The organism is Streptococcus sp. 1621, from assembly GCF_013276615.1.
GTDB lineage: Bacteria > Bacillota > Bacilli > Lactobacillales > Streptococcaceae > Streptococcus.
This window is the reverse complement of sequence record NZ_VMLJ01000005.1, coordinates 57,247-71,435: the sequence shown is the minus strand read 5'-3', so window position 1 is coordinate 71,435 and position 14,189 is coordinate 57,247. Positions and strand designations below refer to the sequence as shown.

At 40.5% G+C, this 14,189-nt stretch carries 12 protein-coding genes and 1 pseudogene; 1 reads left to right on the top strand and 12 read right to left on the bottom strand.

Annotation, left to right across the window (positions count from 1 at the left end; translation table 11 throughout):
- Positions 1-55: 55 nt before the first annotated feature.
- The 6 genes from HT697_RS01180 to HT697_RS01155 form a co-directional block, all read right to left on the bottom strand.
- Positions 56-1,222 (bottom strand): SIS domain-containing protein, encoded by a 1,167-nt coding sequence (locus HT697_RS01180; RefSeq protein ID WP_049512629.1) that lies wholly within the window; start codon positions 1,220-1,222, stop codon positions 56-58.
- Between the two features lie 99 nt (positions 1,223-1,321).
- On the bottom strand, positions 1,322-1,726 hold the full coding sequence (locus HT697_RS01175; protein WP_080976817.1) for a PTS sugar transporter subunit IIA: 405 nt from the start codon (positions 1,724-1,726) through the stop codon (positions 1,322-1,324).
- Positions 1,727-1,729: 3 nt separating this feature from the next.
- A complete protein-coding gene (locus HT697_RS01170) occupies positions 1,730-2,551 on the bottom strand; it encodes a PTS system mannose/fructose/sorbose family transporter subunit IID (protein WP_166728240.1) in 822 nt (273 codons plus the stop codon).
- Positions 2,538-3,443: a PTS mannose/fructose/sorbose/N-acetylgalactosamine transporter subunit IIC gene (locus tag HT697_RS01165; RefSeq protein ID WP_173261803.1), complete on the bottom strand. Its 906-nt coding sequence runs from the start codon at positions 3,441-3,443 to the stop codon at positions 2,538-2,540. The genes HT697_RS01170 and HT697_RS01165 overlap by 14 nt, the downstream gene beginning before the upstream one ends.
- 27 nt (positions 3,444-3,470) lie before the next feature.
- Positions 3,471-3,947, bottom strand: coding sequence for a PTS system mannose/fructose/N-acetylgalactosamine-transporter subunit IIB (locus HT697_RS01160; protein WP_000156958.1), 477 nt, complete (start codon positions 3,945-3,947; stop codon positions 3,471-3,473).
- Positions 3,944-5,731, bottom strand: a complete 1,788-nt coding sequence (locus HT697_RS01155) for a beta-galactosidase (protein ID WP_173261800.1) — start codon at positions 5,729-5,731, stop codon at positions 3,944-3,946. Before HT697_RS01155 ends, HT697_RS01160 begins: the two co-directional genes overlap by 4 nt.
- 346 nt (positions 5,732-6,077) lie before the next feature.
- Here HT697_RS01155 and HT697_RS01150 point away from each other — a divergent pair, with 346 nt between their 5' ends.
- Positions 6,078-6,794: a GntR family transcriptional regulator gene (locus HT697_RS01150; RefSeq protein WP_049512623.1), complete on the top strand. Its 717-nt coding sequence runs from the start codon at positions 6,078-6,080 to the stop codon at positions 6,792-6,794.
- A 257-nt stretch (positions 6,795-7,051) separates the two neighbouring features.
- Here the strand turns inward: HT697_RS01150 and purB are convergent, their stop codons facing one another.
- The 6 genes and pseudogenes from purB to purD form a co-directional block, all read right to left on the bottom strand.
- The gene (purB, locus tag HT697_RS01145; protein WP_173261797.1) at positions 7,052-8,347 is read right to left on the bottom strand and encodes an adenylosuccinate lyase; all 1,296 of its coding nucleotides are present in this window, start codon (positions 8,345-8,347) and stop codon (positions 7,052-7,054) included.
- 173 nt (positions 8,348-8,520) lie between these two features.
- A complete protein-coding gene (locus HT697_RS01140) occupies positions 8,521-10,908 on the bottom strand; it encodes an AAA family ATPase (RefSeq protein ID WP_173213937.1) in 2,388 nt (795 codons plus the stop codon).
- Positions 10,909-10,930: 22 nt separating this feature from the next.
- Positions 10,931-12,004, bottom strand: coding sequence for a 5-(carboxyamino)imidazole ribonucleotide synthase (gene purK, locus HT697_RS01135; protein WP_173218997.1), 1,074 nt, complete (start codon positions 12,002-12,004; stop codon positions 10,931-10,933).
- Positions 11,991-12,479, bottom strand: coding sequence for a 5-(carboxyamino)imidazole ribonucleotide mutase (gene purE / locus HT697_RS01130; protein ID WP_038806534.1), 489 nt, complete (start codon positions 12,477-12,479; stop codon positions 11,991-11,993). The genes purK and purE overlap by 14 nt, the downstream gene beginning before the upstream one ends.
- 29 nt (positions 12,480-12,508) lie before the next feature.
- Positions 12,509-12,604: pseudogene (locus HT697_RS10240) on the bottom strand (phosphoribosylaminoimidazole carboxylase).
- Between the two features lie 252 nt (positions 12,605-12,856).
- On the bottom strand, positions 12,857-14,122 hold the full coding sequence (gene purD / locus HT697_RS01125; RefSeq protein WP_173219000.1) for a phosphoribosylamine--glycine ligase: 1,266 nt from the start codon (positions 14,120-14,122) through the stop codon (positions 12,857-12,859).
- Positions 14,123-14,189: the final 67 nt, after the last annotated feature.

Sequence of the window (14,189 nt, the reverse complement as noted above, 5' to 3'; positions counted from 1 at the left end):
ACCATACCTACGGCAAGGCAACACTAGTATGATTTAAAGAGATTTTCGAAGAGTCTTACTTTTGATATTCGTGGATGATAACACCTTGTACCACACGGTTTACTGTACCTGTAGGAGACGGTGTATCAGGTTTATTTTCTACCTTGAGTGAAGTCAATAGGGCAAAGAGTTGGGCATAAACGATGTAAGGGAAGACACGGTAAATATCATTCAAGACACCGCCACAACCAAGGGCCACTTCTTTGACATTTTCAAGACCAAAGGCTTGATCACTCAAAAGCACAACACGACGAGCAATCTGGTCACCTGCAACTTCACGAACCAAGTCCAAGTCGTACTGACGAGTGTAGTCTGTCGTTGTACCAAAGACCAAAACAACTGTATCTTCGTTGATAAGAGATTTTGGACCGTGACGGAAGCCGACTGGGCTTTCATACATGGTCGCAACTTGGCCAGCTGTCAATTCCAAAATCTTGAGCTGAGCTTCATGAGCAAGTCCAAAGAAAGGACCAGCGCCTAGATAGATGACACGGTTAAAGTCTAAATCAACAAGCTCTTTGACATCTTCTGCCTTGTCTAGGATTTTACGGGCAAGACTAGATACAACTTCAAAACGTTCAGCTTTCACAGCAAATTCTGTAGGATCAAAGACCAAGAGAGCTGTCAACATCATAGACGTAAAGCTGGAAGTCATGGCAAATCCAGCATCATTAGAAGCAGCTGGTTGCAAAAGCAAAAGATTGCGGTCATCGCCATGGGCTTGAAGAGCCAATTTACCATCTGCTGCACAAGTAATCGTCACTTGATAAAGCTCATCCACCAAGGATTTGGCCAAATCAACAGTTGCCACACTTTCAGGTGAATTTCCACTACGAGCGAAAGATACAAGGACAGTTACCACATCTTTTTTCAAATAAGTTTCTGGATTGGCAACGATATCTGTGGTCGCAATAGCATTGAAATTCCATTTGCGTTCGTCATAGACTTCCTTAAAGTATGGTACCAAAGTATCTCCCACATAAGCAGAAGTCCCCGCACCTGTCAAGATAACCTTGATATAGTCATGTTTATCAGCAATCCCTTGTAGGAAGGCTGCAATTTCTTCACGTTGTTCTTGATAAGATTCAAAAGCTTCTTTCCATACATCAGGCTGTTGGTAGATTTCACGTGTAGTGATTTCTGCACCCAATTCGAGCAAGTCTTCTTTTGTATAATGTAGCATTGAGTTCCTCTTTTTCTATTAAATATGGGAATGGGAGTAAGCCCCATTCCCATGTATATTCTATATAAGTTGTTCTGACGATGTTCACGTTGTCACATCTTATTCATCTTCGTCATCATCGAAGCCCGCTAATAAATCATTGACTTTCACAATGCTTTCTGCAGCACGGCTCTTATAGTCCGCATCTGCGCCTGTAAGGCTCGCATTGATAAATTCAATCACCATTGGAAGATTCATCCCTGCATAAAGTTCGATGTCACGACCTTCCATAATCAAACGGCTTATCACGTTACATGGTGTTCCACCGAGAAGATCCGCAAAGACTAGGAAATCATCCAATCCTTCAATAGCAGCTTCAAATTTTGCAGTAAATTCTTCTGGTCCATCTTCTGGAAGAAGAGCCACTGCATGAATATTGTCTTGTGGACCCATGATCATTTCAGTGCTACCTTTAAGTTCTTCACAGAAGCGACCATGACTCACCAAAATTAATGATTTAGCCATAAATTATGCGCCCATTCCAAGTACAAATTTACCAAAGGCAGAAAGAGCCAAAGCAAGTACGATAATAATACCGATAGCTTTAGTAGAGTTCATACCTTTCTTACCAAGCAACCAGAAGATAAAGGCTGTAAAGATTGCTGGAAGCAAACGTGGGAAGATTTGGTTCAAGATGTCTTGGAAGTCAATCATCTTTTCACCGATTGCCCATTTGTAAGAAATTTCAAAGTTAATCATTGTTGCTACAAGAGCACCCATCATGAAGACACCAAGTACAGATGCAGCGTCAATCAAAGCTGTCAAGGTACTTTGCATGTTGTTGATAAGGTTAACCCCTTCTTTGTAGGCAAATTCCAACTGTTTCCAACGGAAGATGTCATACGCTACTGCAACTGCAATCCAAAGGAAGATACCCCAAGGTTGGCCAGCGATAGCCATAGTTGCTGCGACTGACCCCATGATAGCAGGTACAAGTGAACCAAAGATTGTATCTCCAAGAGGAGCGAATGGCCCCATCAAACCTGTCTTGATACCGTTAACGGCGTCTTTTGAACCCACACCATCTTTTTCTTCCATGGCAAGGTCAAAACCAGCGATAATGGTATGGAAGAATGGTGAAGTATTGAAGAATTGAGTATGAACTTTCATCATTTCTTTCAATTCAGGAGTGCCATCCCCATACATTTTACGCAATTGAGGCAAGATCATGTAAAGGTAACCAGAGGCTTGCATACGTTCGTAGTTCCAACCTAATTGGAAAGTAAACAAGCTACGTTTGTTGATTTGATTAAAATCTTCTTTTGTAAGTTTGTAATTAGAATTCGTCATCTTCGATTTCCCCACTTTCTGATGGTGTAGAAGGTGCTGCTACAGCTACTTTTTGGCTATTTTTGAAGTGAAGCACTGCAAGGAAAATACCTACGATAGAAATACCAATCATAGACAAACCTTTGAAGTTGTTCACGAAACCAATTTTTTCAGCAACTTCAGCAGGAAGAGTACCTACGATACCAGCAACAGCGCCACCAAGACCTGTTACATATGAGTAAAGAACAGTCAACATAGCTGTCAAACCGAATCCCATAGCAAGATAGTGAAGGTTACGTTTAACTGGAAGGTAACGAAGCAAGATTGCAAATCCAAGACCTGGAAGCATACGTCCTGCGAGTGTCAAACCATCTGCAATCCATTGGTATTCTGTCACTAAGTCTACTACATGTTGTACAAAGGCACCACCAAAAGCAAGCGCAAAGAAGACTGGAAGGGCACGAGATAAAGCCCAAGGAATCGCACCAAGTAGGTAGTTGCGTTCAATACCTTTATAGTCAAAGCGTTCGATGGCAGCATCCACACGGTGAGCGAAGAAAGTAGTTGTCATACGTCCAAGAACGTCGAAGTAAGTCAAGAGAGATGCTACTGGTACAGCGATTGTAGTAATTGCAAGCGGTGCATCAATTCCTTGTGAAACAGAGAAGGCTGTCGCAAGAACCGCACCAGAAGTTGCGTCGATACGAGAAGCACCACCGAAGGTACCAACCCCAAGAACGAACAGTTGCAAGTTACCACCGATAAGCAGACCCGTAGTCACATCTCCCATGATTAAACCAGTAATGAAACCAGCAAATACAGGGGAACCTGCAGATGAAACGATCGTCAACTCATCACAGATTTGATAAGCTGAGTACAAAGTGAGAAGTAAAATTTGCCACCATTGTATCATAACAATGACCTCCTAAAAAATTTTTTCCTATTTTAATAAGCTCAAAAAGTCTGAAATTGGATCATTTGGAACCATTTGAGCAGTAAGTTTAACACCTTTTTCTGCCAGTTTGTGGAAATCTTCCACATCCTTGTCTACTACGTTGATAGAACGTGTAATAGAACGAGTTTCTGGTGTTTGAGACATATTCCCAACATTAAGGGTTTCAAGTGGTACACCTGCTTCGACCAAGCCAAGGAAGCGGTCTGGTTTACGAGCCACGATAAAGAGACGTTGGCTATCGTACTTACCAGCAAGAATATTGGCTGCCGCTTTTTCAATTGGCAAAATACTCAATTTCACACCTGGTGGTGTCGCAAGTTTCAAACCACTCTTTTCAATATCGTTGTTGACAACTTCGTCGTCTACAACCATAATGCGTGAAACATTTAGTTTTCCAGCCCAAAGATTGGCTACTTGTCCGTGGATCAAACGTCCATCGATACGGCATCCTACAATTGTCATAAGTTTTCCCCCTTTATGTGTTTTAGTGTAGGTTTACGAGTTAAATGAATCTCTTCTTTATATTGACCTTCTGTTTCAAAGATAATGATGCGGTTGGCACCTTCCTTGAGATAGCTATGAGGGATATAAAGCGAGAGGGTTGGGCCGACGTTCCAAAAACGTCCTAGATTCTGCCCGTTTACAAAGGCAACTCCCTTACCAAACTCAGATAAGTCTAGGTAAGTATCTTTTGGCTCTTGGACTGTAAAGTCATAAGCATAAAAGGCTGGTTGTCCTTGAGTCCATCCTTTTGAAAAATCAATTTTCTCAGGATTGTCTAGTGGGAGTGGATAGTGTTTCCAGTTTAGTAAGAAGTGCAAATCCTTACAAACCCCTGTCCGAATTCCCTTACGTTGCGTATCCGCTAAGAACTTGTGTCCATAGTTGACACGCCCCATATTTTCTATCAAGACATCAATCCTAGACAGCGCTTTCTTTTCACCTTGATAAAAAATATCTTCCCCAATCTCTGTCTGATATTGGGTTTTAACCCACTGACCATCGACATACAGCTGGGCCCTATCTCGACCATCAATGATACGAAGTCTTTCTTCTTCTGCATCCCAGTTTGTTTCTGTTCGATAGAGTAGGTAGCCATAGCTTTGTCCCAACTCCTCCATCTTTTTAGGATAGAGACTTTCTACAGGACTTGACAAGCTATCTAAGGTTTCAAACAAGGAAACTTTTTCAACCAGTGGAATAGCATCCAACTCCATACTCTCTTTGTAGAGTGGTTCCAACTGCGGATACTCTGGGAAATGTGTTGCCATCATCTTCTTGACTGCCAGATATTTAGCAGTTGGATTCCCTTCTTCATCCAGAAGGGCATCATAATCATAAGATGTAACTTGTGGCAGGTCCAAAGTTCCTCGAGCCGAGCAACCATTCATGAAACCAAAGTTTGTCCCACCATGGAACATGTAAAGATTGATGGAGCCTTGTTCCAAAACCTCTCGAACAGCTTCTGCCAACTCTTTTGGATCCCGTGTGATAATCGGTTCTTTCCAACGATTGAACCAGCCATCCCAGAACTCCATACACATGAGTGGCCATTTCTTGCCATACTCATCAAAGAATTCCTGCATCTGTGAAAAGTTGTAAGGTGCCTTAGAACCAAAGTTTCCTGTTACAAAGAGATCATCTTCGATCAAAGTTCCAGCTTTCAGAGTAGCTCTCCATGGACCATCTGATGTAAATAGAGGACAGGTTACGCCACGCTCTTCCATCAACTGTCGAATTGCTCTTAGATAAGCCTTATCTTCTCCATAAGAACCATACTCATTTTCAACCTGCATCATGAGGATATTGCCACCCTTGTCCAACAAATGTGGAACCAATCGTGACAAGAGCTGGTCATAGTAGCGACCGACAGCCTCAATATAGGCTGGATCTGATGAACGAATCCTCATATCCTTGGTTAAGAGCCAGGCTGGTAAACCACCGAATTCCCACTCCGCACAGATGAAGGGTGACGGACGAACGATAGCGTAGAGACCCAAGTCTTGCGCTGTCTGGAGAAATCGCTCCAAATCCAGAGCTCCTTCAAAATGAAACTCACCCTCACGAGGCTCGTGTAAATTCCAAGCCACATAAGTCTCTACCGTATTAAAACCAAGAGCCTTCAAGTTATAGAGCGAATGATACCAATCCTCTGGAGGAATCCTAAAATAATGAATGGCGCCGGACAAAATCTTGAACGGTTTCCCATCTAAATAGAAATCGTCTCGTATCTCAAATCGTGTCATAAAACTACCTTTTGATTGCAAAGTTTGCGCTTTCACTCGTTGTTATAGTAATTATAAACCAATCTGTTTGAATTGTCAATAGAAATTGTCGGAATATTTACTGTAATTTTACCATTATACACACGTTCAATTAGTTTCAAACGTTTTCAGACCCATTTCAAACGCTCTTTACATTCAGAATATGGGACCTAAAATAATTTTGTATAAAATACATTTATAAAATATGAGTAATGCTTATGTACCTTAATTTTTCAAACTATTTTTCTAATTTTTTATTCAAAAGACTACTATTTTTTTCGCTTTTATGGTAAAATTTTCTGTGGAGAAGGAAAATAGAGGTAAAAATATGGCAATTCCCAAATATCAATACATAAAAGACGAATTAAAAAATAAAATCATCTCTGGGCAGTTTAGCAGTGGAGATAAATTTTACACTGAAGCAGAACTCATTTCAATGTACGATGTCAGTTCTATCACAGTTGTCCGCGCCTTAAACGACCTTGCTAAAGATGGCTATATTGTCCGCCAACAAGGAAAAGGAACCTTCGTTTCACGTGCACGCAAACACAAGCTTGTAGAGTTTTCGGATATTGAACTCTTTAATGCTAAAGATGATAAGGTAACTGTTCTTTCAATTGAACGCGGAAACAAGCTCGTTTACTTGGAAAAATTGGGTCTACGCGGCGATCAATTTTACTACAAGATTGAACGTATCCGCGAATCAAACGGTGTCGTTTATATCTACCATACATCCTACATCCCAGAACAATACATCAACGCAAATTATCCAAACCTTGAATACTATAGTTCTATCTATAACCGTTTCAAGTTAGACTACCACATTCACATGAATGATGAACACTTTGAAGAAATCAATGAAATAGTCTTTCCAACTCCAGAACATGCGGCTTCAGTCCTCGGAGTCGACGAACAATTCCCTACTGTCCTACAAACTAAAATCACCAAACTCGAATCAACTGGTCAAGTTTTAGGATACAGTGAAACTTACAAACGATCTGATTATTACAAGATTAAATTCATCTCATGTGATCGTGATCACTAAGAAGAAAGCCTGAGCCTAAGCGCTTGGGCTTTTTCTATGCTTATTATATAACATAGTAGATTGAAATAGAATATGGACAAATCGATTAGGAAATTCAAATCAATTTCTAGTAATATTTTAGAAGTCACAGTATACTATTCTATATTCAACATATTATAAAATATTGGTTATTTTTTTCTAAAGCACTTTAATAAAAAAGAAAAATCGAAGTTCTGCTACTCCTATAAATGGAGTAATAGAAATTCGATTTTTTCTAATTATCCTAATCCAAGACGTTCAAAAATATCATCCACTCGTTTAGTGTAGTAAAGAGGGTTGAAGATCTCGTCGATTTCTTCTTGTGTGAGGCGTGATGTCACCTCTGGATCTGCTTCTAGCAGTGGTTTGAAGTCTACTTGGTTGTACCAAGAGTAGGCTGTTTTTGGTTGTACCAAGTCATAGGCTTGCTCACGGGTCATCCCTTTTTCAATCAAGGTCAACATAGCACGTTGGCTGAAAATCAAACCAAATGTCGAGTTCATATTGCGGATCATATTTTCTGGGAAGACCGTCAAGTTCTTGACAATATTTCCAAAGCGGTTGAGCATGTAGTCAATCAAGATAGTTGTATCTGGTGTGATGATGCGTTCAGCTGATGAGTGGGAAATGTCTCGTTCGTGCCAGAGAGCAACGTTTTCATAGGCTGTAATCATATGACCACGGATAACACGCGCAAGACCTGTCATATTTTCAGAACCGATAGGGTTGCGTTTGTGAGGCATAGCAGATGAACCTTTTTGACCTTTGGCAAAGAATTCTTCTACTTCGCGTTGTTCAGATTTTTGCAAACCACGAATCTCAGTCGCCATACGTTCGATAGAAGTTGCGATGCTGGCAAGAACCGCAAAGTACTCAGCGTGAAGGTCACGAGGAAGCACCTGTGTAGAGATTTCTTGGGCACGAATACCCAATTTGTCGCAGACATATTGCTCTACAAATGGTGGGATATTAGCAAAGTTCCCAACCGCACCAGAAATCTTACCAGCTTCCACACCAGCAGCCGCATGCTCGAAACGCTCGATATTGCGCTTCATTTCGCTATACCAAGTCGCCAATTTAAGACCAAAGGTTGTAGGCTCAGCGTGCACACCGTGGGTACGACCCATCATGATGGTGAACTTGTGTTCCTTAGCCTTGTCAGCGATGATGTTGGTAAAGTTTTCAAGGTCACGACGGATGATATCGTTGGCCTGCTTGTAGAGGTAACCGTAGGCCGTATCCACCACGTCGGTAGAAGTCAAACCATAGTGAACCCACTTGCGCTCTTCACCAAGAGTCTCAGAAACCGCACGTGTGAAGGCAACCACATCGTGGCGAGTCTCTTGCTCAATCTCCAAAATACGGTCGATGTCAAAGTCCGCCTTTTCACGAATCAAAGCTACATCTTCCTTAGGGATTTCCCCCAACTCAGCCCATGCCTCATCAGCGAGGATTTCTACCTCAAGCCAAGCACGGTATTTATTTTCTTCACTCCAAATGTTCGCCATCTCCGGGCGAGAGTAACGGTTGATCATGTTGTTTCTCCTTAAAAATCTTTTTTATCTATGAGGCTCAGGAAACTTTGCATTATTAGATGCTAAATTAGGGTTTGTAGAAAATAAAATTAGGAAGTAATAATCCTTTGATTACTCTAATCAGCTATCATGCAAACTTCAACCATTGCAATAAGTCAAATGGTATGATTCTCTTATTCTAAAATCTCACACTTCCATTGTTCAAGTCTATTTTCCGCATTTGATACACCCTCTAAATGTTTTAAAACATGTAAATCATCTAAAAGATAAAGTAAAACTAGTAAATCTCTAGCTGTTTTTTTTCGTTCTTCATCAGAAATGGTATCAAAGAAATCAATACTCAAAGTTTTAACCGGATCCTTAAAATGACTTTCACCGTTTAAAACCAGTCTATACATAAGATTCTCAAAATAAGTTCTGTATTCTTTATCAATTTTTTCAACAATTAAAGGATCTGTTGTTAGCTCGGCAATTCCCTTCTTATAATTAAAACTACCATAGGCTTCTAAAATTTTTCTCATTGCATTCCCAACAAAACTTTCCGAAGTAGGTGTACTATTTCCCAATGCATAACCGAAGACTATTTCAAGTAGTTCTGTATAATCGTGAGTACTAGTTTTGAATTCTTGTAATTTACCAGAAACCAATTCTAACTTCTTGTATTTAGATTTTTGTCCACCTTCCTCTTCTTTACAGGATTCCATTATCTCTTTCAAAAAGATATCAAAGTCATATATTGTTTGTTTATCATGGGTCATTAGTAAAACTCTAGTATTACTATTCCCCTTAAAAAATCTAGTTAAACAGTATTTTAAATACGAGGTTATTCCAACTTTATTTTCCATATCAAAACTAGAAATTGGATCGTCAATAACAATAAAATATTCATGACTATAAGCATCTGCTAACTCTCTCTGTTGAATTATCTCAGTAAAGAAATAACATAATGCCAGCGCATTTCGTTCCCCTACGGAAACCCTACTGGGGACCACAGACTTACCTCTTGATAACAGATAGTATTTTCCGTTTTGATTCTGTATAGCTAACCGATTTTTTGAAAAAAATATGTAATTTAAACTTTTATTAATTTCATCAACTGCAATATCTATATTAAGTTTCTTGTCTTCTAAATCAGAAATCTGCTTCTCATAATCCTTTACTCGTTTACTACTGCTATTATAATTATTTTCACAAATTGCTTTTTTATTTGTTTTCTCTTGAAACTTTTTGTATGCATCTTGAATTTCATAAAAAGCTAATTCATTATTTATTTGAAGGAGATCTACTTTTAACTTTTGAATATCCGAGATTTCTGAATTATGTTTGATAATTGCTTGGTTAATTTTTTCAATATCATGCTCTGCTTGACTTAATTCTTGAGAAAAGCTTATATTAGGTAACTCAACTATATTATATGGATTATCAATCTTCTTATCGATTATTGAGTTAATTTCGTTAAATTTAGCATTCAAAGCATTAATACTATTTTGATAAGACTGAATTAATATTGGATCTATCTGTTCATAACCAGAAAAATCTTGATTAATCTCATCAATTTTTTTACCTCTCAATGCGGATTGGTGTTCTTCGACTGCTCTTGATAGTAGTTTAGTTATGCCATTCGTGAGTTCAACTTTAACATCTTCTGATACTGATTGAGTACAAAAAGGACATTTTTTTTGATGTTCATCTTCAAAGAAATCTTTAACTTCTCTCAAATGACGTTCACCTTTTGTGGAATCAGATAATAATGTCAGTAAATACTTATCCCTAGAATTCAACTCAGGTTCTTCGATTTTTTCAGACAATAAAGTTGATAATTCATTGCTATCAAAATTAATATCAGGTAAAGATAGTTCATTATTTATAGTAACTGCGGAATCTCTTATTGAAAAATATCTAGCTTTTTTATTGTTGAATTCAACCTCTAACTCATTTTTATCTAAGATTGGTTGTAAATCAACAAAATTTTGAAAGGTATTATTATGAACGGGAGATGCAGCTCGATTTCCTTTTATCTCCCTATCTCTTTCGGCCCAGTTGCCTACTCCTTTCAAAGAATCTGTCATTTCCTTTTTCCAAAAGTCTGGAGATTTTTCATTTTTTTCATCTAAATATTCTTCATATTCAGCATAATAATCTTGAGATTCAATTTGTGATTCTGATAACTGCGTTCTTAATCTATCCAGTTCCTCATCGATATCAACCTGTTCACCTAAAATTACAATTGTATCTAACCCTTCTTGAGCAATTTTGACTTTCTGATCAACATAGTGTTCATTGAAAACAAATATCGATTTTCGTTCAGTATCACTAAGTACAATATTATTATTATTTTTATCAATAAATGATACTCTATCTGTTCCAAACTCACCATTTTTTAATTGATTTATTCCTCGAGCAATGGTACTTTTCCCTGAACCATTCCTTCCAAACAATAAACTTGCCCTATCGTTTTGTACTGGATTTGTTCCCTCAAAATTTCCTTCAAAGAGTTCTAATTTTGTTTCATCTTCAAAAATACCTGATTTTATATTAATTCCTTTAATTTTTTCAAACATTTTTTCTTTAGACCCCTCTCCCCTAAAACTCTCCCACACTATCTGGTTCATCACTAAATAAAGTCACATGTCCCATCTTGCGGTTGTGCTTCGCTTCTATTTTACCATACATGTGGAGGTGGGCGCTTGGATTTTCTGTGACATATTTTTCAGCAGCTTCGACATGCTGGCCGAGGACATTGAGCATGACGGCTGGAGCATGCAGTTTGATAGCTGGCAATGGTGCCCCCAGAACACCCAGAATATGGGCATCAAACTGGGAGAAGTCGCAAGCTTCAATAGAGTAGTGCCCAGAGTTGTGTGGTCGTGGGGCAATCTCGTTGACAATGATATCATCAGCTGTCGCAAACATTTCCACGCAAAGGGTTCCAGACAAGTTGAGTTGCTCAGCGATTCTCACTGCCATAGCTTTGGCTTTCTCGGCTAAACTTTCAGAAATGCGAGCAGGCACAATAGTTTTTGAAAGGATATTGTTTCGGTGGATATTTTCCTGAACTGGGAAAACCGTCACGTCCTTGCCATTTCCTGATACAATGACAGAAATTTCAAGGTCAAAATTGACAAATTCTTCCAAAACACAGTCTGCTGAATCGGCTAGTGCATTGGCTTCTTCCAAGTCTTCTGCCGAGCGAATGACCTTTTGTCCATGGCCATCATAACCACCTGTTGCCGTCTTGAGGACATAGTTTTTCGACAGGTCGATATCTGCCAAGTCTTGGCTAGAAGTCACAACCTTGTAAGGTGCTACAGTGACTTGAGCCTTGTTTGAGAGGAAGTCTTTCTCAAAGATCCGGTTTTGGGAGATGCGAAGCAGGTCGGTCCCTTGAGGGAGTTGCCCATCCTTGATAACAGCATCAAGACCGTCAGCATCTACATTCTCAAATTCATAAGTCAGGACATCGCAACGCTCAGCTAGCTGACGAAGGGCATCCACATCGTTATAAGGCGCCACAATGATTTCCGCCACACGAGAGGCTGGGCAATCCGCAGCAGGATCCAGCGCAATGACCTTGTGCCCCATATAGATAGTTGAGATCGCCATCATCTGACCCAGCTGACCGCCACCGATAATTCCGATTGTTTTAGATGAGCTCATTGGTAGACTCCTCTGCGATTTTTCCTTGTTCTTCTGCAAAATCTGCCAAAGCTGTCGCGATAGCTTGATCCTCTACTGAAAGAAGACGGAGGGCGAAGAGAGCCGCATTTGTCGCACCAGCTTCACCGATAGCCATTGTCGCAACAGGTACGCCACCCGGCATCTGAACGATAGAATAGAGTGAATCCACTCCACTAAGAGCACGAGATTTGACTGGCACACCAATGACTGGAAGGGTTGTTTTAGCAGCGACCATACCTGGCAAATGGGCTGCACCTCCAGCACCTGCGATGATAACCTTGATGCCACGACTACGAGCTTCTTCGGCATGTTGGAACATGAGGTCTGGTGTACGGTGGGCAGAGACAACTTTCTTTTCGTAGGCTACACCGAAGCGGTCTAAGACTTCTGCTGTTTTTTGCATGGTTGCCCAATCGGATTTTGAGCCCATGATAATGGAAATTACGGGTTTCATTTCTTCTCCTTTTTCCTGTTTTTCAACAATCACCTTAGGTTGTGAGGGACGGCAGCAGCCATCAAAGGTGTCTCATGCCTAAATTGGAAGCCCAAGGTCTTCTAATTTCCCTGAACGGCGGCGATTGTTCTATATTAGCTCGCTAACGCTCGCAAACCATACGGTCATTAACGTATTTTGTGAATTTTTATTTTTCTTTTTGATAATCGTCTAATGTAGTGCGGACGTAAGCGACCGCCTAGGGCGTTCCATTACTAAAACTGGAGCCTAGGTCTCCAGTTTTCCGCTCCTAGTAGCAAAGCTACTAGGAGTTCCACTACTGCGACGATTATTCTATTTTGGCTCGCTTTCGCTCGCCATAACAAAGTTAGTATCTGTTAATCTTTTATCGCCTTGCTTCCGATATCTGTTCGGTAGAAGAGGCCTTCTGTTTTTTGTTGGGTGAGTTCTTGGTAGATGGTATCTTGAGCCTCTTTGACGGTATCTGCTGTGTTAACGAGCATATAGACACGTCCACCGTTTGATAGCAGTGCTCTGCTATTTGCCGCAAACTTAGCACCTGCATAGTAGGTGATAATGCCGCCATTGGTTTTTGCTGGCAATGCAACACCCTTTTCATATTCTAGCGGGTAACCCTTGGATGCGACAACCACACCCAGAGTCACACCCTTATCCGTCCAGGTGATGTTTGGCTCCTTGCTATCCAGAATATCTGTAATATTTTGTGCAAAGTCAGATGTCAAACGAGGCAAGATAATCTGTGTTTCAGGATCTCCAAAGCGAGCATTGAACTCGATGACTTTAGGACCTTCTGCTGTCAGGATAAGCCCTGCGTAGAGGATGCCAAGATACGGACGGCCTTCTTTGATCATCCCTTCAAGAACTGGCTTGACAATAGTCTCAACCGCTGTGTCAACTACACTCTGTGGCAAGTGTGGAACTGGCGCATAGGCACCCATACCACCCGTGTTAGGCCCTTTGTCACCATCATAGGCACGTTTGTGGTCTTGCGCTGTCGGCATGATATAGAACTTGTCGCCATTGACAAAGACAAAGAGTGAAAATTCCTCTCCTTCAAGGAATTCCTCAATAACTACACGCGCACCTGAGTCACCAAATTTATTGTCCAAAAGCATCTCGTGAGCTGCTTCGACCGCTTGCTCGACTGTCTCCGCAACGACGACACCTTTCCCAAGCGCCAAGCCATCCGCCTTGACCACGATAGGCGCACCCTGTTTTTCGATATAGACCTTGGCTTCCTCAAAATCCGAGAATGTGCCATAGGCTGCTGTCGGAACGCCATATTTGACCATGATTTCCTTGGCAAAATCCTTGGACCACTCCAGCTCCGCTGCCAATCTTGTCGGACCAAAGGCTTTGAGACCCGCTGCATGGAAATCATCCACGATACCAGCCGCAAGGGCGTCATCTGGCCCGATAAAGGTCCAAGCAATATAGTTGGTTTTTGCAAACTCAATCAATTTAGAATGTTCGGAAATGGAGATATTTACCAACTCCAAACCATCCAGAGTCATCCCATCATTCCCAGGAGCTACAAATACTTTTTCAACGTCTTTTGACTCAAGTAACTTCTTAGCAATCGCATGTTCACGACCACCTGAACCTACAACTAACAGCTTCATCTCACAACCTCTTTTGCGAATTATTTAATAACATTATACCATAAACGTTCGTTTTAATCTTATTTCA